The organism is Pseudomonas pseudonitroreducens, from assembly GCF_021603645.1.
GTDB lineage: Bacteria > Pseudomonadota > Gammaproteobacteria > Pseudomonadales > Pseudomonadaceae > Pseudomonas > Pseudomonas pseudonitroreducens.
This window is the reverse complement of sequence record NZ_BQHJ01000016.1, coordinates 1-24719: the sequence shown is the minus strand read 5'-3', so window position 1 is coordinate 24719 and position 24719 is coordinate 1. Positions and strand designations below refer to the sequence as shown.

Genomic DNA, 24719 nt, shown 5'->3' with positions numbered 1-24719 from the left:
GGAGTCCGCTCCTACGCTCGGAATTTGCCGTAGGAGCGGACTTTGTCCGCGATTGGCTGGTCAAAACTCCGCTGGTGGCCGGAAATTATTGAAATGACACGAGAATTATCTCGTAAGCCATTGAATTGACAGTATACGGCTTGTCAGAAGACCCGCGTTTTTGCTGGCCCCGCCGCGCCCCTTTCTTTATCCTCCGCACCCTTTGAAAGGCTTTGCGGAGGCTCCCATGCTTGATTCCACCCTCGAACAACTTGAACAGCTGGTCGCCGAACTGCTGCAGCAGAATGAAGTGCTGGTGCAGGACAACGCCGCTGTGCGTGAAGAGCTACTCAAGGCCCGTGAGGAAAACGACAGCCTGCAGCTGTCCCTGATGGAGCAGGAAGAGAAGCACAACGCCACAGCCACCCGCCTGCAGGCGCTGATCCGCCGCGTCAGCGACAGCCGCGCCAGCGCATGAGTGGCGACGGCGTCCGCGTCCTGCGCATCCTCGGACGCGAATACAGCGTCCGGGCGCCGGCCGGTGAAGAGCGCCGGCTGCAGGACGCGGCCGCGCTGTTGCAGGCGGAAATCACCGCCAGCAAGAAGAAATTCCCCTACGTCACCAGCAATGAGCTGATGGTGCTCTCCGCGCTCAACCTCTGCGCCCGCCAGCTCGGCGGCCAGGAGGAGGAGTGCGACGAGGCGGACGCCGTCGAGCGTATCGCCGCCCTCAACCGCCGGATTCTCGATCACCTGCAACGGCAGGATTGATCTCCGCGCGTTCCCCGTGCGACTCACACCAATCGCGGACGGAGTCCGCTCCTACGAAACCTGAACCTGCGTAGGAGCGGACTCCGTCCGCGATGTTTTTCGCCGTGCCCAACTTTCAGTCTTGTAGGGCGAATAACGCGCAGCGTTATCCGCCGTCGTGCCTGGCGCGGCGCCGGCGGATAACCGCAGGCGGCTATGGGTTCTACGGTCCCGACAGCCGTTGGTAAATCACAGGCAAAAAAATAGGGACACCGGGGTAAGCGGTGTCCCTTCTAAAGGAGAGTGGGCCAAGAGGCCCCTCAACCGGTGAGACGTGGCGCCTCGGATGAATCCGCGGCGCCGGGTATAAAAGAAGGGACTGGGGGTAACCAATCCCTGAAAGGTGAGGGAGGAATACTCCCCCTCAACCGGTGAGACGTGCCCGGCTCGCGCCGGGCGGATGATCAGGCGCGCAGCGGAATCAGGCGCGGGGCGATCATGTTTTCCGGCAGCAGGATGTCGGCCAGGGTGGCTTCGTCCAGCAGCTTCTCCTCGCGAACCAGCTCCAGTACGCCACGGCCGGTTTCCAGCGCAGTCTTGGCGATGCGGGTGGAGTTCTCGTAGCCGATGTACGGGTTCAGCGCGGTGACCAGGCCGATGCTGTGCTCCACCAGCTGGTGGCAGCGCTCGACGTTGGCGGTGATGCCGGTGATGCAATGCTCGCGCAGCATGTCCATGGCGCGCTGGAGCAGGCGGATCGAGTCGAAGATCTTGTAGGCGATCAGCGGCTCCATCACGTTCAGCTGCAGCTGGCCGCCTTCGGCCGCGATGGTCAGCGCCAGGTCGTTGCCCATGATTTCGAAGGCGCACATGTTCACCGCCTCCGGGATTACCGGGTTGACCTTGCCCGGCATGATCGAGCTGCCCGGCTGGCGCGGCGGCAGGTTGATCTCGTTGATGCCGGTACGCGGGCCGCTGGACAGCAGGCGCAGGTCGTTGCAGATCTTCGACAGCTTGACCGCGGTGCGCTTGAGCATGCCGGAGAACAGCACGAAGGCGCCCATGTCGGAGGTGGCTTCGATCAGGTCGGCAGCCGGGACGACCGGGTGGCCGCTGATTTCCGCCAGGCGCTCGACGGCCAGCTTCTGGTAGCCGGGGTCGGCGTTGATGCCGGTGCCGATCGCGGTGCCGCCGAGGTTCACTTCGGTCAGCAGTTCCGGCGCGAGGCGACGCAGGCGGTCGAGGTCTTCGCCCAGGGTGGTGGCGAAGGCGTGGAATTCCTGGCCGAGGGTCATCGGTACCGCGTCCTGCAGCTGGGTACGGCCCATCTTCAGTACGCCGGCGAACTCGACGCCCTTGGCGGCGAAGGCCTGGATCAGGCTGTCGAGGCTGGCCAGCAGGGTGTCGTGGCCGAGCAGCAGGCCCAGGCGGATGGCGGTCGGGTACGCGTCGTTGGTCGACTGCGCCATGTTCACGTCGTTGTTCGGGTGCAGGTACTTGTACTCACCCTTGGTGTGGCCCATGGCTTCCAGCGCGATGTTCGCGATCACTTCGTTCGCGTTCATGTTGGTGGAAGTACCGGCGCCACCCTGGATCATGTCCACCACGAACTGGTCGTGGAAGTCACCGCGGATCAGGCGGGCACAGGCTTCGCTGATGGCAGCGTGCTTCTCGTTCGACAGATGGCCAAGCTGGTGGTTGGCATCGGCTGCCGCCTGTTTGACCATCGCCAGGCCTACGACCAGTTTCGGGTAGTGCGACAGCGGCACGCCCGAGAGGCGGAAGTTGTTCACAGCGCGCAGGGTCTGGATGCCGAAGTAGGCGTCAGAAGGTACTTCGAGGGTGCCGAGGAGGTCTTTCTCGATGCGGAACGATGCAACAGGGGACATGACGGGGATTGTCTCAGGGAAACACGGCCAGTGCCGCGATGCCCGGTAGACTAGGGATTTCGCCTTTCGTCGGCCAATGCTGTTAAAGGCTGCCTCATGCACGAACGGCATAATGTACCCTGTGACGAATTGATGACGGCGAGCGTGTGACTGTGCTACGCGCGCCCGGCTCCTGACCAATCGATCAACGTGTGAACGCGTTGGAGTTGACGTGAACCTCGAGACCAAATGGCTGGAAGACTTCAGCACCCTGGCCACCACCCGCAGTTTTTCCCAGGCCGCTGAAAAGCGCTTCGTCACCCAGCCGGCCTTCAGCCGGCGTATCCGCAGCCTGGAGGACGCCCTCGGCCTGACCCTGGTGAACCGCCAGCGCACGCCCATCGAGCTGACCGAGGCCGGCCAACTGTTCCTGGTCACCGCTCGCGCAGTGGTCGAGCAGCTCGGCCAGGTGGTGCGCCACCTGCACCACCTGGAAGGCGGGCAGGGCGAGGTGCTGCAGTTCGCCGCCGCGCACTCGCTGGCGCTGGGCTTCTTCCCCGCGTGGATTTCCCGGCTGCGCTCGGAAGGCCTGAACATCGCCAGCCGCCTGGTGGCGACCAACGTCGGCGAGGCGGTGCACCTGCTGCGCGAAGGCGGCTGCGACCTGATGATGGCCTTCTATGATCCGGATGCCGCGCTGCAGATGGACCCGGAAGTGTTCCCCTCGCTGCACCTGGGGCGCACCGAGATGCTGCCGGTGTGCGCGGTGAACTCCGCCGGCGTGCCGCTCTTCGATCTCGACAGCGGCCAGAGCGTGCCGCTGCTGGCTTACAGTGCCGGGGCCTTCCTCGGTCGCGGGGTCAACCTGCTGCTGCGCCAGCGCAACCTGCGCTACACCACTGTCTATGAAACGGCGATGGCCGACAGCCTGAAAAGCATGGCGCTGCAAGGCATGGGCGTGGCCTGGGTGCCGCGCCTGAGCATGGAATCGGAGCTGGCACGCGGCGAACTGGCGCTGTGCGGCGGTCCGCACTGGATCGTCCCGCAGGAAATCCGTCTGTACCGTTGCGCCCTGGTGCGCAAGGCGCAGATTCGTCTGCTCTGGCGCAAGCTCGAAGGCGGCCTGGGGCTGGACGAGACGCCTTGAGGCAGACAGCCGGGGCTATTCCGTTTATTTGATAAGCATTATCATTTGCGGCTTTCCAGGGTCTTCCCCTCGCACCGGCTTCGGTGCGGACCGCTGGCGAGCCTGCAGCCCCGATGTCCCATTCCGACCGCCCGGCCGACTCCCGCGCCGCGGACGCCCCGGCGCCCGCCGAGGCATTGCCGCGCGAGGATTTCCTGCGGGTGTTCCTCTCCCAGCGCCCGCGCATGGAAGCCCTGGTACGCCGCCGGGTCGGTTGCCGTGCCACGGCGGCGGACCTGGTGCAGGACCTGTTCCTGCGCTTCTGGAAGCGCCCGCAGGCACCGGTGGAAGAGCTCGGCAGCTACCTGCTGCGCAGTGCGCGCAACCTGGCCATCGATCACCTGCGCGGCGAAGATTCGCGCGGCCGGACCCTGAGCGCGCTGCTCCCCGATGAAGACGATGCGCAACCTTCGCCCGAGCAGGCGGTGCAGGCCGGTGCCGAACTGGACCTCATCGAGGATGCCCTGCGCCAGTTGCCCGAACGCACCCGCCATATCTTCCTGCTCAGCCGCGTGCATGGCCGCACCTATGGCGAGATCGCCGCGGCCATGGGGCTTTCCCAGAGCGCCGTGGAAAAACATATGATGCGCGCCCTCGATGCCTGCAAGGCGAGCCTGGAGCCCGCCGCGCCGGCAGATCGCCGTGGAGCCGCCGACCGATGAAGCCCGAAATCGCCACCTCGCCCGAGGACGCCCAGCGTCAGGCGCGCCAGTGGCTGCTGCGCCTGCACGACGCCGGCGGCGACGCATGGCTGGGGGCCTTCCGGGCGTGGCTGGCGGCTGATCCGCAACATGCCCGCGCCTACGCCGAAGTCGATGCGCTCTGGCAGGCCAGCGCGCTGCCGGCGCAACGGTTGGCGGCGGCGGAGGGTGATGCGTTGGGCGCCTATCTCGCCGCGATGGATCGCCCGGTACCGCGCCGCGCGCAGAGCAATCACAGGCGCTGGGCCTACCCGCTGGCCAGCGCCGCCTGCCTGCTGCTGATGCTCTGGGCCGGCGGCTGGTGGAAACCGGACAATTGGCTGACGGACCTTGCCGCCGACTACGTCAGCGCACCGGGCGAAGTGCGTGAGATCACCCTGGGCGACGGCTCGCGCCTGACCCTGGATGCCGATAGCGCTGTTGCCGTTTCATTGGACGGCGATCAACGTCGCGTCGAGTTGCTGCGCGGCGCCGCTTCCTTCGCCGTGGAACACCTGCCCAAACCCTTCGTGGTACGTGCCGGCGAGGGCGAGGCGCGGGTGCTCGGCACCGAGTTCGAAGTTCGCCGCCTGGGCGAGCAGACCGGCGTCACCGTCGCCGAAGGTCGTGTTTCGGTGCGTGGCAGCCATGCCGTCGGCATGCCGGAAGTGGTGCTGGGTGCTGGCGAACGGGTCAGCATCAATGGCACGAGGCTCGGCGAGGCGCAGCCCGCCGATGCCCAGGCCGCGCTGGCCTGGCGCCAGGGCTGGCTGACCTTCTACCGTGCGCCGCTGGGCGAGGTGCTGGAGCGCCTGGGCACTTACTACCCGGGCCGCATCGTGCTGCTCGACAGCGAACTGGCGCAGCGCCGGGTCAGCGGCAGTTTCCGCAGCGCTGATCCGCAGGCGGCGCTGGATTCCCTGCAGGCGGTGGTGGGCTTCCATCAGCAGCCTCTGCTCGGTCGCTTCGTGCTGATTCGCTGAGGGCGAAGATTTTTTCGAAAAAGGGGTGAGGTACTGCGGCGGCTGCTCCGTGTAGTGGTCATGAATGCGATTTATTCGCATGTGTAGTCCGACCTTCGAGCAAGAGAGCCCCGATGATCCCGCTGCGCCGCGCTGTTCCCGAATTGTCCCTGAAACCCTTGGCCGCCGTCGTGCTCGGCGCTGCCCTGGTCACCGTGCAGGCTCCCTCCGCGAGGGCCGAGAATGCCGCTGACGGCGCTGCCCTGCAGGCGCGCTTTGCTTTCGCCATCGCCTCACAGCCGTTGCCCCAGGCGCTCAGCGAGTTCAGTCGGGTGACCGGCCTCAGCGTGGTCTACACCGACGAGGCGCCTTATGACCTCAGTGCCCCGGCGGTTGCCGGCCAGCTCAGCGCCAACGACGCGCTGAATCGCCTGCTCGCGGGCTCCGGCTACCGCTTCCGCGCCCTCGATGGCCGCACCCTGACCCTGGAGCGCGTGCCGACCGACACCCTGAGTCTCACTGACACCACCGTCACCGGCCAGGCGGCGTCGACCAGCTACCAACCTGCACCGGTCGCCTCCATCGGTCGCACCGACACGCCGGTGCTGGAAACCCCGCAAAGCATCGTCACGGTCCCGGCCCAGGCGCTGCGCGATCAGAAGCCGCGCAACCTCGACGACGCCCTTGGCAACATCAGCGGTATCACCCAGGCCAACACCCTCGGCGGCACCCAGGACGCGGTGATGAAACGCGGCTTCGGCGATAATCGCGACGGTTCGATCATGCGCGACGGCCTGCCCTCGGTGCTGGGCCGCAACCTCACCGCCACCGCCGACCACGTCGAAGTGCTCAAGGGCCCGGCCTCGCTGCTGTACGGCATCCAGGACCCGGGCGGCATCGTCAACGTGGTGAGCAAGAAGCCGCAGCTGCAGCAGTACAACGCCGTCACCCTGCGCGGCTCGACCTACGCCCACGGCAAGCAGGGCAGCGGCGCGCAGGTCGACAGTACCGGCGCGCTGGGCGAGAGCAACCTGGCCTACCGGCTGATCGTCGATCACCAGGACGAGAACTACTGGCGCAATTTCGGCCAGCAGCGCGAGACCCTCGTCGCTCCGTCGCTGGCCTGGTTCGGCGAGGACACCACGGTGAACCTCAGCTACGAGCACCGCGAGTTCAAGACGCCGTTCGACCGTGGCACCGCCATCGACCCGCGCACCAACAAGCCGCTGGATATTCCGCGCACGCGCCGCCTGGACGAGCCCTTCAACATCACCGAAGGCCGCTCCGACCTGACCCGCCTGGACGTCGAGCACCGCATCGACGATGCCTGGAAGGCGCATTTCGCCTACGGCTGGACCCGCGAGACCTATGATGACAACCAGGCCCGCGTCACCAAGGTCAACAGCAAGGGCACCCTGACCCGCCGCACCGACGCCACCCGCGGCGCGGTGAGCAGCGACAGCTTCGCCACCGCCGGGCTGAACGGTGACCTGCAACTCGGTGGTTTTCGCCACGAGGTGACCTTCGGCATCGACAGCGAGAAGCGCAAGATCTACCGCGCCGACCTGATCCGCGACACCAGGAACACCACCTTCAACTACCTCGATCCGGTGTACGGGCAGATTTCCCCGGCCACCGCGGTCAGCCCCGGCGACAGCGACCAGACCGACAAGCTGCGCAGCGACTCGTTATTCCTGCAGGATTCCTGGCACCTGGACGAACACTGGATCCTGGTCGCCGGCGGGCGCTACCAGATGTACGACCAGTACGCCGGGCGCGGCCGGCCGTTCAAGGCCAACACCGATATCAGCGGACAGAAGTGGGTACCGCGCGCCGGGGTGATCTACAAGATCAACGACGAGATGTCGCTGTATGGCAGCTACACCCAGTCGTTCAAGCCCAACTCCACCATCGCGCCGCTGTCCACGGGCGAGGTGATCGACTCGGCGATCCAGCCGGAAGAGGCGACCTCCTGGGAGATCGGCGGCAAGCTCGACATCCCCGGCCGCGTCACCGCCAACCTGGCCTTCTTCGACATTCGCAAGCGCAACGTGATGGTCACCCAGCTCGACAGCAACGGCGACAGCCGCGTCAGTACCGCCGGCAAGGTGCGCTCCTACGGTGCGGAGCTGGACGTCACTGGCCAGTTGACCGAGCAGTGGAGCCTGATCGGCAGCTACGCCTGGCTGGATGCCGAAGTGACCGAAGACCCGGTGCTGGAGGGCAACCGCCTGCAGAACGTGGCCAAGCAAACCGCCTCGCTGGCGGCAGTGTATGACGCTGGTTCGATCTTCGGCGGCGACAACCTGCGCCTGGGCGGTGGGCCGCGCTACGTCGGCAAGCGCGCGGGCGATCCGTCCAATTCCTTCGAATTGCCGTCCTACACCGTGACCGATGCCTTCGCCAGCTATGACACGAAACTGGGTGGCCATAACGTCGGCTTCCAGTTCAACGTGAAGAACCTGTTCGACCGCACCTACTACCCGTCGGCGGCGAACAACCTCTACGTCGCAGTCGGCGAGCCACGGCAGTTCGAGATTTCGACCACTGTGGAGTTCTGATTCGTAGGAGCGGACTCTGTCCGCGATGCGCCTGAATGCCGGCCTGCCGGCCGGATCGCGGATGAATCCGCTCCTACAGGGCAGCTTTTGTAGGATGGGTGGAGCGCAGCGATACCCATGCTGGCTGCATCGCGATCGATGGGTATCGCTGCGCTCCAAGCCATCCTACGCAGAGCTTGGTGTTTGGAACGGCGCTTACATCTCGACGACGATCCGTCCTTCGATCTGCCCGGCGCGCATGCGATCGAGGATGCTGTTGATGTCATCCAGCTTGCCGGAGGCGACGGTGGCTTTCACCAGGCCTTCGCCAGCGAAGTCCAGGGCTTCCTGCAGGTCGGCGCGGGTGCCGACGATGGAGCCGGTGATGTGCAGGCCCTTGAGCACCACGTCGAAGATCGGCGTGGGGAAATCGCCCGGTGGCAGACCGACCAGCGATACGCTGCCGCCCCGGCGAGCCATGCCGATGCCCTGGCCGAAGGCGCTGTTGGACACCGCCGTGACCAGCACGCCGTGGGCGCCGCCGATATCGCGCTGGACCACCTCGACCGGGTCCTCCTTCTTCGCGTTGATGGTCAGGCTGGCGCCCAGGCGCTTGGCCAGTTCCAGCTTGGCGTCATCCACGTCCACCGCTACCACGTGCAAGCCCATGGCCTTGGCGTACTGCACGGCCACATGGCCGAGGCCGCCGATGCCGGAAATCGCTACCCACTGGCCGGGGCGTGCCCCGGTTTCCTTCAGGCCCTTGTAGACGGTGACGCCCGCGCAGAGGATCGGCGCGATCTCGAGGAAGCTGACTTCCTTGGGCAGGATGCCGACGTAGTTCGGGTCCGCCAGGACGTATTCGGCGTAACCGCCGTTCACCGAGTAACCGGTGTTCTGCTGGCTCTCGCAGAGCGTTTCCCAACCGGTCAGGCAGTGTTCGCAGCAACCGCAGGCGGTGTACAGCCAGGGCACGCCGACGCGGTCGCCTTCCTTCACGCGGGTGACGCCAGCGCCGACCGCGGCGACGAAGCCGACGCCCTCGTGGCCGGGGATGAAGGGCAGGCTGGGTTTCACCGGCCAGTCGCCCTCGGCGGCGTGCAGGTCGGTGTGGCAGACGCCGGAAGCCTCGATCTTCACCAGGATTTGCCCGGGGCCGGGCAGCGGGACTTTGACTTCCTCGATCCGCAGCGGCTGGCCAAAGGCGTGGACGACGGCGGCTTTCATGGTCGTGGGCAGGGTCGTGGACATTGCGCTCGCTCCTTGAAGGATGAGGTGCCTGCCCAGTCCGGGCAGGCTCGGCTCAGACGAGTCTGAGCCTCTGAGCCTAGGCCATCTTGAGCTGTGGCAAGCTTTTCCGAAGTCGCCAACACCCCTGCGCCCCCCGGAATGACGAAATCGGGACCAACGGTCACGGGCAGTGCACGCCAGCGTGCCCTTTGCGGTATACTGCGCCGCCTTCAAGCCGGCACTGCCCGCCGGTTTGGCCACGTACAAGCCACGCCCTCACGGAGTCGTGGCTTGTTGGTTTCTGACGCGCCAAGAGCGCACTTGAGAGAGGCACGACGATGAGCGCACTGGTTGGCGTGATCATGGGTTCGAAATCCGACTGGAGCACCCTGAGCCACACCGCAGACATGCTGGACAAGCTCGGCATTCCGTATGAAGTGAAGGTGGTTTCCGCCCACCGTACTCCGGACCTGCTGTTCCAGTACGCCGAAGAGGCCGACGGCCGCGGCATCGAAGTGATCATCGCCGGCGCCGGCGGTGCCGCCCACCTGCCGGGCATGTGCGCCGCCAAGACCCACCTGCCGGTCCTCGGCGTGCCGGTGCAATCCTCCATGCTCTCGGGCGTCGATTCGCTGCTGTCCATCGTGCAGATGCCTGCGGGCGTCCCGGTCGCCACCCTGGCCATCGGCAAGGCCGGCGCGACCAACGCCGCCCTGCTGTCCGCCAGTATCCTGGGCGCCAAGTACCCCAAATACCACGAGGCGCTGAAGCAGTTCCGCGCCACCCAGACCGAGACGGTGCTGGACAATCCCGATCCGCGCGAGGCCTGAGTACGACCATGAAGATCGGTGTCATCGGTGGCGGCCAGCTGGGCCGCATGCTGTCCCTGGCGGGCACTCCGCTGGGCATGAACTTCGCCTTCCTCGACCCGGCGCCGGACGCCTGCGCGCAAGCCCTGGGCGAACACATCCGCGCTGACTACAGCGACCAGGACCACCTGCGCCAACTGGCCGACCAGGTTGACCTGGTGACCTTCGAGTTCGAGAGCGTGCCGGCCGAGACCGTGGCCTTCCTCTCGCAGTTCGTGCCGGTCTATCCGAACGCCGAGTCGCTGCGCATCGCCCGCGACCGCTGGTTCGAGAAGTCGATGTTCAAGGACCTGGGGATTCCGACCCCGGCCTTCGCCGACGTGCAGTCCCAGGCCGACCTCGATGCCGCGGTGGCCAGCATCGGCCTGCCGGCGGTGATGAAGACCCGTACCCTGGGCTACGACGGCAAGGGCCAGAAGGTCCTGCGCAAGCCAGAGGACGTCACCGGCGCCTTCGCTGAACTGGGTAGCGTGCCCTGCATCCTCGAAGGCTTCGTGCCCTTCACCGGCGAAGTCTCGCTGGTGGCGGTGCGTGCCCGTGATGGCGAGACGCGCTTCTACCCGCTGGTGCACAACACTCACGAGAACGGCATCCTGCGCCTGTCCGTGGCCAGCACCGAGCACCCGCTGCAGCAGCTGGCCGAGGACTACGTCGGCCGCGTGCTCGACAAGCTGGCCTATGTCGGCGTGATGGCCTTCGAATTCTTTGAGGTCGACGGCGGCCTGAAGGCCAACGAGATCGCCCCGCGCGTGCACAACTCCGGCCACTGGACCATCGAAGGCTCCGAGTGCAGCCAGTTCGAGAACCACGTGCGCGCCATCGCCGGCTTGCCGTTGGGCTCGACGGCGAAAGTTGGCGAGAGCGCCATGCTCAACTTCATCGGCGAAGTCCCGCCGGTGGCGGATGTGCTGAACATTGCCGATTGCCATCTGCACCACTACGGCAAGGCCTTCAAGGCCGGGCGCAAGGTTGGCCACGCCACCCTGCGCAGCGCCGACCTGCCGACCCTGACGGCGCGCATTGCCGAGGTCGAGGCGTTGATCGCCAAGGGCTGACCGTTACGGTGCTCTGAAAGAAGCCGCGTCAATCACTGGCGCGGCTTTTTTCATGTCGGTTTTCCACAACGCTGTAAGGCTGGCGAAACACCGGCGGTCGCTCTGGATCGCGGCAAAACACGGAACGCTGGCATTTCCTACACTGTCCCATGACAGGCGCGCACCCACCGCGCTCAACCCACAAGGAGGGACTGTCATGGGATTTATCGGAACCATCGTCATCGGCCTGATCGTCGGACTCATCGCACGCTTCCTGAAGCCCGGCGATGACAGCATGGGCTGGATCATGACCATCCTGATCGGCATCGGCGGCTCGCTGCTGGCCACCTACGGCGGCCAGGCACTGGGCATCTATGCGGCCGGCCAGGCGGCGGGCTTCATCGGCGCGGTGATCGGCGCCATCGTGCTGCTGGTCATTTACGGCCTGATCAAGAAGAATTGACGGTGATTTCCGGCCCTCTCCCGCCAGGGGGAGGGTGCTGGAGGAATATCCCGCCTGTGCCCGACCGGGCCTTTCGAGTCCACGATGCGTCGAACATTGCTTGCCTGCAGCCTGATGCTGCTGACCTCCCTGGCGTCCGCCGCCGAGCTCCCCGAAACCGACTGGCTGTCCCTGATGCCGCCGAGCGACCGCAAGGCGCTGGAAAACATGCCGGAAATCACCCACAGCGGCCCCGAGGCCAACGGCACCTTCACCAACAAGGGCGGGCTCAAGCAGTCCGACAAGAAGCTGCCGCAGGTGATGTATTCGACCAAGACGGTGGCGGCGCTCAACGGCAAGGCGTTGCGCCTGGGAGGCTATCCGGTGCCGCTGGAGAATGACGCCAAGGGCCGCGTTACCGAATTCTTCCTGGTGCCCTACCCGGGGGCCTGCATCCACGTGCCGCCGCCGCCGCCGAACCAGATCGTGCTGGTGCGCTACCCCAAGGGCATTCGGATCGACGATATCTACAACCCGGTCTGGGTCAGCGGCACGCTGAAGGTCGAAAAGGTCAGCAATGACCTGGCGGATGCGGCCTATGCCATCGACGACGCCAAGGTGCGGCCGGTGGAAGAGAGCGATCTGTAAGGTATTGCTCTCGTAGGAGCGGACTCTGTCCGCGATTGGCGTCCGGCGCGATGCGGACCGATCGCGGACAGAGTCCGCTCCTACGTATTGTCATACCGCTGAGTGATCAGCCCTGCAGCGGTTCGCTCCAGATTTCCACGCGCATTGTCTCGCTGCGCCCGGGCGCCACGCTCATCACGTCGTCCCAGACCCGCGCGGTCTCGATACAGAGCATGTCCTGCCAGGCATCGTCCGTGAACTGCGACAGGCGTGCGGCCTTGTCGGTCCATGGGTTCCACACCACCGCCGAACGCGAGCCGCCGGCCTGGATGTGGATGCCGCGCTCCCACACCGGATCACGAATCACCAGCGGTTTTTCCACGTCCAGGTAGATGCGGTCGGTTTCCCCGGCGATGCGCACCACCCCGTGCTGTTCACGCAGCTCCCAGTTCTCCAGCGTCTCCACGTAGCGGCAGCCCTGCAGGCCGTCGATGCTGGCCTGGCGCACGTCAGCCACGGCGAAATAGGTGTGCAGCGCCTGGCTGACCGGCAGCGGTGCGTTGCCCAGGTTGTGGGTGGTCATTTCCAGGGTCAGGCGCTCGCCGAAGCGCATCACCAGCTCCAGCCGCGCCGAGTGCGGCCAGCCGGGCAGGCCGTCACGCGCGTCGAAGCTGAAATGCACGGAGAGCTGGCCCAGTTCGTCGGCGATATCGTCCAGCTGCCAGTCCACCGCGCGTACCAGGCCATGGGCGGGTGCCTTGTCGCCCTGGTAGGCGGTGCGGATTTCCACCGGGTTGCGTTCCAGATTGCCGAACCACGGCCAGCACACCGGTACGCCGCCGCGCAGGGACTGGCCGTGGTGGTATTCGGCGGTGTCGCTCAGCCACACCAGCGGCGGCTGCTCGTGGGGCTGATAGCTCAGCAGTTGCGCGCCCTGCTGGGCGATCAGGGCTTCACCATGGGCGGTATGGATGCGCCAGCAGGGCAGTTGGTCGATCTGCACCTGTTCAACGCGGGGTGTCTGGATGTCGCTGCTCATGGTGGTCTCCGGGACTGCGCTGCGAAAGAGTCAGTATCACCGATCCTTTACGCAGCGGGCAGTTCCCGGAGAATGAAAAGATCAGCCCTGGCGCAGGTCTTCCAGGCGAGCGCGCTGCTGCCCGTCAGCGTCGAGGTTGGCAGCGTCCAGCCAGCGTTCGAAGGCGCGCTGGCAGCGCGGCCATTCGCTGTCGATGATGGAGAACCAGGCGGTGTCGCGGTTGCGATCCTTCACCACGGTGGCCTGGCGGAAGGTGCCTTCGAAGACGAAGCCCAGGCGCGCGGCGGCCCGCATGGAACGGGCATTCAGCGCGTTGCACTTCCACTCCAGGCGCCGGTAGCCCATCTCGAAGGCCCAGCGGGCGAGCAGGTAGACCGCCTCGGTGGAGGCCGGCGAGCGCTGCATGACGCGCCCATAGGCGATATGGCCGATCTCGATGCTGCCGTCCCTGGGGAATATCCGCAGGTAGCTGAGCAGCCCGACAGCGCGGCCGCTGGTGCGATCGATTACGGCGAAGAACAGCGGGTCATTGCTTGCCGCATTGCCTGCCAGCCACGCGTCGAACGCTGCGCGCCCGGTGAAGGGGCCATAGGGCAGGTAGTCCCAGAGCACGGGGTCGCAGTCCGGACCTTGCAGCGCTTGCCAAAGGTCATCGCCGTGGGTGGCGACGTCCAGCGGCGCCAAGTTGATGGTGCGGCCGGTCAGCGTACGGCGCTCGGGGCTGGCGGCGGGGTGCCAGTTCAGCAGGGGTTGGTCGTTCATGGGGGCTCCGGCTCAGAGGATCTTGCGGTACTGGACGAACCCGGAGCGGTCGGCGATCCGGTCATAGAGGAACATGGCGTCGGTGTTGCTCTCGTGGGTCAGCCAGTGCACCCGCGAGGCACCCTTGGCGCGGGCGTCGGCGTAGACGTGCTCGATCAGCGCCGCACCGATGCCGCCACCGCGCTGGCCTTCGGCGACGTACAGGTCCTGCAGGTAGACGTAGTCGCCCTGGGTCCAGCAGGAGCGATGGTAGATGAAATGCACCATGCCGATCGCCACGCCATCGCGCCAGGCGAGGGCGGCGTGCATCGGCTCGGCGGCATCGAGGAATCGCTGCCAGGTGACGGCCGTGGTGGCCTCGTCGATGGTGGTCTTGTAGAAGCGCTGGTAGCCCTGCCAGAGCGGCAGCCAGGCGGCGTGATCATCGGCGGTGATCGGGCGGATCTCGACAGCGGAAGACATGGTGACGACCTTGTGTGCGTTGGAGTGCTTCCAGCCTAGGCGCGGAATTGGTTCTGCTAAAGAGCCATTCATGGTCAAATCAAAGGAACCATTTTAGCTGTCCTGGAAGCTGTCCCATGAGTGTTCCGCTGCCGTTCAACCCTTCCGGCATTCGCCTCGATCCTGCGCAACCGCTGGGCCTGCAACTGTTCCAGGCGCTGCGCGAGCGCATCCTCGATGGCCGCCTAGCAGCCCGTTCGCGGCTGCCGGCCAGCCGCGACCTGGCGGCGTCGCTGAGCGTCTCGCGCAACACCGTGGTGCGCGCCTACGAGCAACTCTATGCCGAGGGTTACATCGAGGGCCGTACGGGCGACGGCACCTATGTGGCCGAGCGCGTGCAGCCCGCGGTCGAGACGATCCGCAGCGAGGCGCGCAACCCGGACGCACCGTCCCTCGAGCGGCTAGCGCGGCATCACTTGCCCATGCCGCCGACCGGCGCGCCGCGCGCTTTCCGTGTGGGCGTACCGGCCTTCGACCTGTTTCCCTTCGACACCTGGGCGCGGCTGCAGGCACGCTTCTGGCGCGATCCGCCGCTGGATTGCCTGGGCTACGGCGATCCGGCCGGCGAGCAGCGCCTGCGCGAGCTGGTCGCCGCCTACCTGCGCAGCACGCGCGGTCTGCACTGTGACGCCGGGCAGATCATCATCACCAGCGGGGCCCAGCAGGGCATTGCGCTGTGCGCCCAGGTGCTGCTGGCCAGCGGTGACGTTGCTGCCATCGAGAACCCCGGTTATCGGGCCGCCGGCCATGCCTTCGCCACGGCGGGCGCACGGTTGCATGGAATCGCGGTGGATGCCGATGGCCTGCGCACCGAGCAACTGGGGCAGTTGCCGGATTGCCGCCTGGTCTACGTCACGCCCTCGCACCAGTACCCCACCGGCGTGACCCTGTCGCTGGCACGTCGCCTGGAATTGCTGGAGTGGGCCGAGCGCAGCAATGGCTGGATCGTCGAGGACGACTATGACGGCGAGTACCGCTACAGCGGCACCCCGCTGATGCCGTTGGCGGCGCTGGACCGCCATGACCGTGTGCTCTACGTCGGGACCTTCTGCAAGATCGCCTTTCCGGCATTGCGCCTGGGTTATCTCGTTGTCCCGCCGGCATTGGCGCAGGCTTTCGCGCGCCGCCGTGCCCTGGACGTGCGCCATTCGGAAGTCGGCACCCAGCGGGTGATGGCCGACTTCATCGCCGAAGGGCATTTCCAGCGCCACGTCCGCCGTATGCGCCGTGCCGCCCGTAGTCGTCGCGATGCGCTGCTGCGGGGCTGGCCGCAAGTGGACGGTTGTGCGCCGATGCCAGCGGTGGAGGCGGGGCTGCATCTGTGCGTGAGGGTTGACAGCCGCGAGCGCGAACAGGCGTTGGTGCGTCGCGCCGCTGCCGTGGGCGTGGAGGTGAATGCACTGAGCGATTACTGGCTGCCGGAGTCGACCGAGCCGGCGGATCAGCGTGCCGGACTGGTGCTGGGCTTCGCGGCCGTGCCGGAGGCGCGGATCGCCGAGGCGCTGAAGGCATTGCGCAAGGCCTGGGCGTAGGGCGGATAGGCGTGAGCGGTTATCTGCCATCCGGCCCCTGGCTCGGAGTTATTGGCGGATAACGCTTGAGGCGTTATGCGCCCTGCGTCGTGTCCTAACGCCTGGTTATTTCCTTAGCTGACTTACGAAGTTGGCGCGAGGCACTACGCTCCCTAGAATGCTGCCCCTCTTGAAAAAGCATCCCTGGAGTCGCCATGAGCCTAGCCCTGTCCACCGTTCCCGAGCGCAAGTCCAGCGCGCTCTGGATCGCCTTCCTCCTGCTGCTGGCCGGCGCGTCGTTCCTCGCCCAGGCGGTCAGCGGGCGACAGGCGCTGCTGTTCCTGGTCGGCGGCGCGCTGGGGCTGACGCTCTACCACGCGGCCTTCGGCTTCACCTCCGCCTGGCGTGTGTTCATCCGTGAGCGCCGGGGCGCCGGCCTGCGTGCGCAGATGGTGATGCTGGCGATCGCGGTGCTGCTGTTCTTCCCGGCGCTCGCGGCTGGCACCTTGTTTGGCGAGCCAGTGAAAGGTCTGGTCTCTCCGGCTGGCACTTCGGTCATCGTTGGCGCCTTCATCTTCGGCATCGGCATGCAACTGGGCGGTGGCTGCGCCTCCGGCACGCTGTTCACCGTGGGCGGCGGCAACGCTCGAATGCTGGTGACGCTGCTGTTCTTCATCATCGGTTCGGTGGTCGCCACTCACCACATCGGCTGGTGGTTCGCCCTGCCGTCGCTGCCACCGACTTCCATCGTCCAGTCTCTCGGCCTGTTCCCGGCGCTGGCGCTGAGCCTGGCGCTGTTCGCCGCCATCGCCGCCATCAGCGTGGTACTGGAGCGCCGCCGTCACGGTGTGCTGGAGCTGATCGCGAGCAACGGCGAGCACGGCGCAGGTCGTTTCCTGCGCGGCCCCTGGCCGCTGGTTTGGGGTGCCATCGCGCTGGCGCTGCTGAACTTCGCCACCCTGGCACTGGCCGGGCGTCCGTGGGGCGTCACCTCGGCTTTCGCCCTGTGGGGCGCGAAGGCGTTCGAGAGTCTTGGCATCGCTGTGGACCAGTGGGCCTTCTGGCAGGCCGAAGCCAACGCCAAGGCACTGGCAGCGCCAGTGTGGCAGGACGTCACCAGCGTGATGGACTTCGGCATCATGATCGGCGCGCTGCTGGCTGCCGGCCTTGCCGGGCGTTTCGCCCCGAGCCTGAAAATTCCGGCACGCTCGCTGGTCGCGGCGGTGATCGGTGGCCTGCTGCTGGGCTACGGCGCGCGCCTGGCCTACGGCTGTAACATCGGTGCGTACTTCAGCGGTATCGCTTCCGGCAGCTTGCATGGCTGGTTGTGGCTGGTGGCGGCGTTCTTCGGCAATACCGTGGGGGTGCGCCTGCGGCCGATCTTCTTCCCCGCCGAGCGCGTGGAAGCGCGCCTGACCGGCTGCTGAGTCAGGCCGGGCGGGGCGTCTCGCGCTCCGCCCAGTAGCTCTGCTTGTGGCCGCGCGCCTGGTAGTCCCGCGCCAGGGCTTCGGCCTCGGCGCGGGTCAGCTGGCGACGCATGACGAAGCGGTTGCCATTGTCATCCAGGCGCAGCAGGCACCAGTCCCGCTCCTCAGGCATTGAAGGTGGAAGTCTTGCGCAGGCGCAGGGCAAGCAGGATCAGCAGCACGCCGAAGAACACCGAGTAAGCGCCGATCACCCAGGCCACGGCGATCGCCCCGGCCCCGGGGTTGCCAATCATCAGTACGCCGAACAGTACCGATACCGCGCCGGAAAGCCCCAGCCACCATTCGTTCTGCAGCGCCTTGCGCAGGCGGATGGCGGCGATGATCTGCAGCACGCCCATCACCAGTGCCCAGCCGGCGATCAGCATCAGCAGGCCCAGCGCCGTGAGTTGTGGCCAGAAGAAGGCGACCAGTCCGGCGATGATTCCCAGCAAACCCACCAGCACCAGCGGCCACAGTGGCCGACCGGATTCGCGCATCTGCGCGGCGGCGATCAGGGTGAACAGGCCGTCGACAAAGGCGTAGGCGCCGAAGAAAAGCACCATGACGGTCAGCACAATGCCTGGCCAGACCATCGCCAGGATGCCGAACAGCAGTGCGGCAACGCCCCGCAGGGCGATCCATTTCCAGTGGCGGCCCAGGGCTTGCCAGAGCGGGTGTTGCGACATGGCGGCGATCCTCGCGAGGGGTGTGGCTCAAACCATAGTCCCTCGCGTTCTCGATCGCTTGCGCCAGGTCACGCCGTGATCTGTAGGAGCGAGGGGGACGCCCAGTCTTTGCTCGCGAACCGCCCGACGCTGGTGCTGCCGATGAATCCATTCGCGAGCAAGCTCGCTCCTACAACGAGAACCCAAAAAGAAAGCCCGGCGCATGGCCGGGCTGTGGAAGGCCCGTCGCAACGGGCGGGTGCCGTCAGGCGACGTCACCGGGGAGAGCGGCTACGACACATCAGGCGCGGATTCTGCGATCCTTGCCGGCGGGAATATGGCGCAGCGATGAACGGTATAGGCCCCGCCATGCGGGAGCTTCGGAGGTCTTGATGCAACGCAGCATATTCTTGATTGATTGAGCGTTCAATAAAAAACAAATAGACTGGCCCACAGTATCGCCGGACGGCACAGGCATGTCCGGCGAAGAGGAGATTGAAAAATGCCCAAGGTCGGTATGCAGCCGATTCGCCGTTCCCAACTGATCCACGCGACCCTCGAGGCGGTGGACCAGGTGGGCATGAGCGACGCCAGCATCGCCCTGATCGCCCGCCTGGCGGGGGTCTCCAACGGCATCATCAGCCACTACTTCCAGGACAAGAACGGACTGCTGGAAGCGACGATGCGACATTTGATGTCGGCATTGAGCAAGGCCGTCGCCGAGCGCCGCGCTACCTTGCGCAACGATGAACCGCGCTCGCACCTGCGGGCCATCATCGCCGGCAACTTCGACAGCAGTCAGGTCAACGGTCCGGCGATGAAAACCTGGCTGGCCTTCTGGGCAACCAGCATGCACCAGCCGGCGCTGCGCCGGCTGCAGCGGATCAACGACCACCGGCTGTATTCGAACCTGTGCAGCCAGTTCCGCCGCGAACTGCCGCTGGCCCAGGCACGCAGCGCCGCCCGCGGGCTGGCCGCGCTGATCGACGGCCTCTGGCTGCGGGGCGCGCTCTCGGGCGACGCCTTCGACACCGAGCAGGCGTTGGCGATTGCCTACGACTACCTCGACCAACAACTGGCCAAGCGCCCCGGATAGCGGGCGCAGCCTTGCGCTGACACCGACAAGAGAGGACCACCGCACCATGGCTCGATTCGAAGTACAGAAGCTCTACATTGGCGGTCGCTACGTGGAAGCCACCAGCGGCGCCACCTTCGAGACCATCAATCCGGCCAACGGTGAAGTCCTCGCCCAGGTACAACGCGCCTCGAAGGAAGACGTCGAGCGTGCCGTGCAGAGCGCGGTGCAAGGGCAGAAAGTCTGGGCGGCGATGACCGCCATGCAACGCTCGCGCATCCTGCGTCGCGCCGTCGACATCCTCCGCGAACGCAACGACGAGCTCGCCGAGCTGGAAACCCTCGACACCGGCAAGCCGCTGGCCGAAACCCGCTTCGTCGACATCGTCACCGGCGCCGACGTGCTCGAGTATTACGCCGGCCTGGTGCCCGCCATCGAAGGCGAGCAGATCCCGCTGCGCGACACCAGTTTCGTCTACACCCGCCGCGAGCCACTGGGCGTGGTCGCCGGCATCGGCGCCTGGAACTACCCGATCCAGATCGCCCTGTGGAAATCCGCGCCGGCCCTGGCTGCCGGCAACGCGATGATCTTCAAGCCCAGCGAAGTCACTCCGCTGTCCGTGCTCAAGCTCGCCGAGATCTACACCGAGGCCGGCCTGCCCGATGGCGTGTTCAACGTCCTCACCGGCAGCGGCCGCGAAGTCGGCCAGTGGCTGACCGAGCACCCGCTGATCGAGAAGATTTCCTTCACCGGCGGCACCGCCACCGGCAAGAAGGTCATGGCCAGCGCTTCCAGTTCCTCGCTCAAGGAAGTCACCATGGAGCTGGGCGGCAAGTCGCCGCTGATCATCTTCGAGGACGCGAACCTCGACCGTGCCGCTGATATCGCCGTCATGGCCAACTTCTTCAGCTCCGGCCAGGTCTGCACCAACGGCACCCGCGTGTTCATCCCGCGCAACCTGCAGGCGCGCTTCGAGGCCAAGGTGCTGGAGCGCGTGAAGCGCATCCGCCAGGGCAACCCGCAGGACGAGAACACCAACTTCGGCCCGCTGGTGAGCTTCCCGCACATGGAGAGCGTGCTCTCCTATATAGAGTCCGGCAAAGAGCAGAAGGCCCGCCTGCTGTGCGGTGGCGAGCGCGTCACCCATGGCGAGTTCGGCCAGGGCGCGTACGTCGCGCCGACTGTGTTCACTGACTGCCGTGACGACATGACCATCGTCCGCGAGGAAATCTTCGGGCCGGTCATGAGCATCCTCGTCTACGACAGCGAAGACGAGGCCATCCGCCGCGCCAACGACACCGAATACGGCCTCGCCGCTGGCGTCGTCACCCAGGACCTGACCCGCGCGCACCGGGCGATTCACCGCCTGGAAGCGGGCATCTGCTGGATCAACACCTGGGGCGAATCGCCGGCCGAGATGCCGGTTGGCGGATACAAGCAATCGGGTGTCGGTCGTGAGAACGGCCTGACCACCCTGGCTCACTACACTCGCATCAAATCCGTACAGGTAGAGCTGGGCGACTACACCTCGGTGTTCTGATCGCCGCGATCGAGCCATGAAAGGCCGGTCGCAGGCATGACTCCCTGACCACCGGCCATCCCCAACACGCAGACACCGGCGCGCACGCGTCGCGGGCGGTGTCGTGCCTGAAAAAGAGGAAGGCCTGCATGTCCCAGGAATACGACTACATCATCATTGGCGCCGGATCGGCCGGTAACGTGCTGGCCACGCGCCTGACCGAGGACGCCGACGTCAGCGTCCTGCTGCTCGAAGCCGGCGGCCCGGACTACCGCGCCGACTTCCGCACGCAGATGCCTGCGGCGCTGGCCTACCCGCTGCAGGGCCGCCGCTACAACTGGGCCTACCTGACCGACCCGGAACCGCACATGAACAACCGCCGCATGGAGTGTGGGCGCGGCAAGGGCCTGGGCGGTTCGTCGCTGATCAACGGCATGTGCTACATCCGCGGCAACGCCATGGACTTCGACGGCTGGGCGCAGGAAAAGGGACTGGAAGACTGGACCTACCTCGATTGCCTGCCGTACTTCCGCAAGGCAGAGACCCGCGACATCGGCCCCAACGACTACCACGGCGGTAGCGGCCCGGTGAGCGTCACCACACCCAAGGCCGGCAACAACCCGCTGTTTCACGCCATGGTCGAGGCTGGCGTGCAGGCCGGTTACCCGCGTACCGAGGACCTCAACGGTTACCAGCAGGAAGGCTTCGGTCCAATGGACCGCACCGTCACGCCGCAAGGTCGCCGTGCCAGTACCGCCCGTGGCTATCTCGACCAGGCCCGTGAGCGGCCGAACCTGACTATCGTCACCCACGCGCTGACCGACCGCATCCTGTTCAGCGGCAAGCGCGCTATCGGTGCGACCTACCTGCACGGCGATGACAATGCGCTGACCGAGGTGCGTGCACGCCTCGAAGTATTGGTGTGCTCCGGTGCCATTGCTTCTCCGCAGTTGTTGCAGCGCTCCGGCGTCGGTCCGTCCGCTTTGCTGCGCGACCTGGGCATCGAGGTGGTGCACGATCTGCCCGGTGTCGGACAGAACCTCCAGGATCACCTGGAGATGTACCTGCAGTACGCCTGCAAGCAACCCGTCTCGCTGTACCCGGCGTTGCAATGGTGGAACCAGCCGCAGATCGGCGCGGAGTGGATGTTCCTCGGCACCGGCCTGGGCGCGAGCAACCAGTTCGAGGCCGGCGGTTTCATCCGCAGTCGCCCGGAGTTCGAGTGGCCGAACATCCAGTACCACTTCCTGCCGGTGGCGATTAACTACAACGGCAGCAACGCGGTGAGTGAGCATGGCTTCCAGGCCCACGTCGGCTCCATGCGCTCTCCCAGCCGGGGACGGATCAACCTGACCTCCCGCGACCCGCGCAAGCCCCCGAGCATCCTGTTCAACTACATGTCCTGCGAGCAGGACTGGCAGGAGTTCCGCGATGCCATCCGGATTACCCGCGAGATCATGAACCAGCCGGCGCTCGACCCCTACCGTGGCCGCGAGATCAGCCCGGGGCTGGACAAGCAGAGTGATGCCGACCTGGACGCATTCGTCCGCGAGCACGCCGAAACGGCGTTCCACCCGTCGTGCTCGTGCAAGATGGGCGACGACGACATGGCGGTGGTCGATGGCGAGGGCCGCGTGCACGGCATGGAAGGGTTGCGGGTCATCGATGCGTCAATCATGCCGCTGATCATCACCGGCAACCTCAACGCCACCACTATCATGATGGCCGAGAAGCTCGCCGATAAGGTCCGCGGTCGTCCCGCGCTGCCGCGCAGCACCGCCGACTACTTCAAGGCCAACGGTGCGCCGGTGCGCGGAAAACCGCAGCGCTGATTCCCTGCAGTAGAGACGAAAACGCCGGCAAGAGAGCCGGCGTTTTCAGTTATCAGCCACGACGCGGAGGAACCGGACGGGTACGGCCGCTGCCGTCGATGGCGACGAAGACGAATACAGCCTCGGTGACCTTGCGCCATTCGCTGGACAGCGGGTCGTCGCTCCACACTTCGACCAGCATACGGATCGAGCTGCGGCCTACTTCCAGGGTCTGCGTATAGAAGGAGAGCTGCGCGCCAACAGCGACCGGGACCAGGAAGGCCATGCGGTCGATGGCTACCGTGGCCACCCGGCCTCCGGCAATGCGGCTGGACATGGCGGTTCCGGCAAGATCCATCTGCGCCACCAGCCAGCCACCGAAGATATCGCCGAAGCCGTTGGTCTCGCGCGGCAGGGCGGTGATCTGCAAGGCCAGGTCGCCCTGCGGGATAGGATCTTCTTGTTCGAGCTCGATCATAGGTAAGGGCCTCTTGCCCCCGGCGTACTCATGGTGAGGGTATGGAAAAACTCTCCCAAGACACCTGCCGGCGCAAGGCCTTGGGACAGCTTTTGATCGGCCTGCCCGCATTATATAGAGGGAGGGCCGGCGCGACGACCGCCGGAATTCGAGAAATTCCAGCGGGCGCGCCGCTGTGTCGCCTCCGCGCAATTTGCTATGGTGCGGCACCTGCGGCTGCCGGCCGCAGATTCCTTGCCTGCAGAGATAACAAGCACCATGCCTTCTGTGAACGCTCCTGCCGCGCCCGCGTCACGTCCGTTGACCCGCAGCGACTACAAGACTCTTTCGCTGTCCGCCCTGGGCGGCGCCCTGGAGTTCTACGACTTCATCATCTTCGTGTTCTTCGCCACCGTGGTCGGCAAGCTGTTCTTCCCCGCCGACATGCCCGACTGGCTGCGCCAGTTGCAGACCTTCGGCCTGTTCGCTGCCGGTTACCTGGCGCGCCCGCTGGGCGGTGTGGTCATGGCGCACTTCGGCGACCTGCTCGGGCGCAAGAAGATGTTCACCCTGAGCATTTTCCTGATGGCCGTACCGACACTGATCATGGGCCTGCTGCCGACCTACGCGCAGATCGGCATCTGGGCGCCGCTGGCGCTCCTGCTGCTGCGCGTTATCCAGGGCGCGGCCATTGGTGGTGAAGTGCCGGGGGCCTGGGTGTTCGTCGCCGAGCACGTCCCGCATCGCCATGTAGGCTACGCCTGCGGCACGCTGACGTCGGGTCTGACCGCGGGCATTCTCATCGGTTCGCTGGTGGCGACCCTGATCAACAGTGTCTACAGCGCCGAGGAAGTGCAGGGCTACGCCTGGCGTATCCCGTTCCTGCTGGGCGGCATCTTCGGCCTGTTCTCCGTCTACCTGCGCCGCTGGCTGCACGAGACGCCGGTGTTCGCCGAACTGCAATTGCGCAAGCAGCTGGCCGAGGAAGTGCCGCTGGGCGTGGTGGTGCGTGAGCATCGTCCGGCGGTGGTGCTGTCCATGCTGCTGACCTGGGTGCTGTCCGCCGGCATCGTGGTGGTGATCCTGATGACCCCCTCGGTACTGCAGACCGTTTATGGCATCGACGCGGCGACCTCGCTGAAGGCCAATAGCCTGGCCATCGTCTGCCTGAGTGTCGGTTGCATCCTGGCCGGTCGCCTTGCCGACCGCTTTGGCGCGGGTCGCACCTTTATAGTGGGAAGCATCCTGCTGGGTGTCGTCTCCTGGACCTTCTATACCACCCTGAAGGCACACCCCGACTGGCTGTTCCCGCTGTATGCGATTACCGGCCTGTGTGTCGGCGTCATTGGCGCAGTGCCTTACGTAATGGTCAACGCCTTCCCGGCGGTGGTGCGCTTCACCGGGCTGTCCTTCTCCTACAACCTGGCCTACGCCATCTTCGGCGGGCTGACACCCATGGTCGTTGCCCTCCTTATGAAGGAAGACCCGCTGGGCCCGGCCTACTATGTGGTGGCCCTGTGCGTAGTGGGGCTGCTGGTGGGGGCCTATCTGCTGCGCCAGGAGCGCCGGCTGGTAGGGCAGGGGATAGCGGTAAGCTGATCGAGCGGACAGTTTTTTGCAGAAAGTTTAAATTAGTCGTTGACGGCTAATTTAAACTCCCTATAATGCGCACCACTCCCAGCGACGAAGCGCTGAAAGAACTTGAAAATCAAGTACTTACAGAGATTCGAAGGTGAGAGTGGTGAT

At 65.8% G+C, this 24719-nt stretch carries 24 protein-coding genes; 16 read left to right on the top strand and 8 right to left on the bottom strand.

Going from position 1 to position 24719, the window contains the following annotated elements:
• The first annotated feature begins 226 nt into the window (after positions 1-226).
• On the top strand, positions 227-457 hold the full coding sequence (locus tag L6D89_RS29475) for a hypothetical protein (RefSeq protein ID WP_236173757.1): 231 nt from the start codon (positions 227-229) through the stop codon (positions 455-457).
• Positions 454-750, top strand: coding sequence for a cell division protein ZapA (locus L6D89_RS29470; protein WP_236173758.1), 297 nt, complete (start codon positions 454-456; stop codon positions 748-750). Before L6D89_RS29475 ends, L6D89_RS29470 begins: the two co-directional genes overlap by 4 nt.
• 443 nt (positions 751-1193) lie before the next feature.
• Here the strand turns inward: L6D89_RS29470 and L6D89_RS29465 are convergent, their stop codons facing one another.
• Positions 1194-2618: an aspartate ammonia-lyase gene (locus L6D89_RS29465; protein ID WP_045214106.1), complete on the bottom strand. Its 1425-nt coding sequence runs from the start codon at positions 2616-2618 to the stop codon at positions 1194-1196.
• Positions 2619-2829: 211 nt separating this feature from the next.
• On the opposite strand from L6D89_RS29465, the gene L6D89_RS29460 reads away from it, so the two are divergent.
• From L6D89_RS29460 to L6D89_RS29445, 4 genes are all read left to right on the top strand, one after another.
• Complete coding sequence (locus tag L6D89_RS29460; protein WP_024766745.1) at positions 2830-3744, top strand: LysR substrate-binding domain-containing protein; 915 nt, start codon at positions 2830-2832, stop codon at positions 3742-3744.
• Positions 3745-3857: 113 nt separating this feature from the next.
• Positions 3858-4445: an RNA polymerase sigma factor gene (locus L6D89_RS29455; protein ID WP_236173760.1), complete on the top strand. Its 588-nt coding sequence runs from the start codon at positions 3858-3860 to the stop codon at positions 4443-4445.
• Positions 4442-5446 carry a FecR family protein gene (locus L6D89_RS29450; RefSeq protein WP_236201999.1) on the top strand — a complete coding sequence of 335 codons (1005 nt, stop codon included), beginning with the start codon at positions 4442-4444 and terminating at the stop codon, positions 5444-5446. Before L6D89_RS29455 ends, L6D89_RS29450 begins: the two co-directional genes overlap by 4 nt.
• Positions 5447-5559: 113 nt before the next feature.
• Positions 5560-7986 carry a TonB-dependent siderophore receptor gene (locus tag L6D89_RS29445; RefSeq protein ID WP_236201998.1) on the top strand — a complete coding sequence of 809 codons (2427 nt, stop codon included), beginning with the start codon at positions 5560-5562 and terminating at the stop codon, positions 7984-7986.
• Positions 7987-8181: 195 nt separating this feature from the next.
• On the opposite strand, the gene adhP is transcribed toward L6D89_RS29445, so the two are convergent.
• On the bottom strand, positions 8182-9216 hold the full coding sequence (gene adhP / locus L6D89_RS29440) for an alcohol dehydrogenase AdhP (protein WP_236201997.1): 1035 nt from the start codon (positions 9214-9216) through the stop codon (positions 8182-8184).
• Positions 9217-9533: 317 nt separating this feature from the next.
• Here adhP and purE point away from each other — a divergent pair, with 317 nt between their 5' ends.
• The 4 genes from purE to L6D89_RS29420 all read left to right on the top strand — a co-directional run bounded on the left by purE (position 9534) and on the right by L6D89_RS29420 (position 12188).
• Positions 9534-10025: a 5-(carboxyamino)imidazole ribonucleotide mutase gene (purE, locus tag L6D89_RS29435; RefSeq protein ID WP_024766741.1), complete on the top strand. Its 492-nt coding sequence runs from the start codon at positions 9534-9536 to the stop codon at positions 10023-10025.
• Between the two features lie 8 nt (positions 10026-10033).
• Entirely contained in the window at positions 10034-11119 is a 1086-nt protein-coding gene (locus L6D89_RS29430; RefSeq protein WP_236201996.1) for a 5-(carboxyamino)imidazole ribonucleotide synthase, read from the top strand.
• A gap of 196 nt (positions 11120-11315) precedes the next feature.
• The gene (locus L6D89_RS29425; protein ID WP_081519143.1) at positions 11316-11561 is read left to right on the top strand and encodes a GlsB/YeaQ/YmgE family stress response membrane protein; all 246 of its coding nucleotides are present in this window, start codon (positions 11316-11318) and stop codon (positions 11559-11561) included.
• Positions 11562-11645: 84 nt separating this feature from the next.
• Positions 11646-12188, top strand: a complete 543-nt coding sequence (locus tag L6D89_RS29420) for a DUF3299 domain-containing protein (RefSeq protein WP_236201995.1) — start codon at positions 11646-11648, stop codon at positions 12186-12188.
• Between the two features lie 106 nt (positions 12189-12294).
• On the opposite strand, the gene L6D89_RS29415 is transcribed toward L6D89_RS29420, so the two are convergent.
• The 3 genes from L6D89_RS29415 to L6D89_RS29405 all read right to left on the bottom strand — a co-directional run bounded on the left by L6D89_RS29415 (position 12295) and on the right by L6D89_RS29405 (position 14430).
• Positions 12295-13206, bottom strand: a complete 912-nt coding sequence (locus L6D89_RS29415) for a D-hexose-6-phosphate mutarotase (protein WP_236201994.1) — start codon at positions 13204-13206, stop codon at positions 12295-12297.
• Between the two features lie 81 nt (positions 13207-13287).
• The gene (locus L6D89_RS29410) at positions 13288-13968 is read right to left on the bottom strand and encodes a GNAT family N-acetyltransferase (RefSeq protein ID WP_236201993.1); all 681 of its coding nucleotides are present in this window, start codon (positions 13966-13968) and stop codon (positions 13288-13290) included.
• A 12-nt stretch (positions 13969-13980) separates the two neighbouring features.
• Complete coding sequence (locus L6D89_RS29405; RefSeq protein ID WP_236173771.1) at positions 13981-14430, bottom strand: GNAT family N-acetyltransferase; 450 nt, start codon at positions 14428-14430, stop codon at positions 13981-13983.
• Positions 14431-14546: 116 nt separating this feature from the next.
• On the opposite strand from L6D89_RS29405, the gene pdxR reads away from it, so the two are divergent.
• Positions 14547-16001, top strand: coding sequence for a MocR-like pyridoxine biosynthesis transcription factor PdxR (pdxR, locus tag L6D89_RS29400; protein ID WP_236201992.1), 1455 nt, complete (start codon positions 14547-14549; stop codon positions 15999-16001).
• 194 nt (positions 16002-16195) lie between these two features.
• Positions 16196-17407, top strand: coding sequence for a YeeE/YedE family protein (locus L6D89_RS29395; RefSeq protein ID WP_236201991.1), 1212 nt, complete (start codon positions 16196-16198; stop codon positions 17405-17407).
• Position 17408: 1 nt separating this feature from the next.
• Here the strand turns inward: L6D89_RS29395 and L6D89_RS29390 are convergent, their stop codons facing one another.
• A complete protein-coding gene (locus L6D89_RS29390) occupies positions 17409-17579 on the bottom strand; it encodes a hypothetical protein (protein ID WP_236173775.1) in 171 nt (56 codons plus the stop codon).
• On the bottom strand, positions 17572-18132 hold the full coding sequence (locus L6D89_RS29385; protein WP_236173776.1) for an HdeD family acid-resistance protein: 561 nt from the start codon (positions 18130-18132) through the stop codon (positions 17572-17574). Before L6D89_RS29385 ends, L6D89_RS29390 begins: the two co-directional genes overlap by 8 nt.
• Positions 18133-18613: 481 nt before the next feature.
• Here L6D89_RS29385 and betI point away from each other — a divergent pair, with 481 nt between their 5' ends.
• From betI to betA, 3 genes are all read left to right on the top strand, one after another.
• Complete coding sequence (gene betI, locus L6D89_RS29380; RefSeq protein WP_045214133.1) at positions 18614-19207, top strand: transcriptional regulator BetI; 594 nt, start codon at positions 18614-18616, stop codon at positions 19205-19207.
• Between the two features lie 46 nt (positions 19208-19253).
• Positions 19254-20726: a betaine-aldehyde dehydrogenase gene (gene betB / locus L6D89_RS29375; protein ID WP_236201990.1), complete on the top strand. Its 1473-nt coding sequence runs from the start codon at positions 19254-19256 to the stop codon at positions 20724-20726.
• Between the two features lie 128 nt (positions 20727-20854).
• Positions 20855-22537: a choline dehydrogenase gene (gene betA / locus L6D89_RS29370; RefSeq protein ID WP_236201989.1), complete on the top strand. Its 1683-nt coding sequence runs from the start codon at positions 20855-20857 to the stop codon at positions 22535-22537.
• 52 nt (positions 22538-22589) lie between these two features.
• On the opposite strand, the gene L6D89_RS29365 is transcribed toward betA, so the two are convergent.
• On the bottom strand, positions 22590-22994 hold the full coding sequence (locus L6D89_RS29365) for an acyl-CoA thioesterase (RefSeq protein ID WP_017521585.1): 405 nt from the start codon (positions 22992-22994) through the stop codon (positions 22590-22592).
• Positions 22995-23252: 258 nt separating this feature from the next.
• On the opposite strand from L6D89_RS29365, the gene L6D89_RS29360 reads away from it, so the two are divergent.
• A complete protein-coding gene (locus L6D89_RS29360; protein WP_236201988.1) occupies positions 23253-24572 on the top strand; it encodes an MFS transporter in 1320 nt (439 codons plus the stop codon).
• Positions 24573-24719 lie beyond the last annotated feature (147 nt).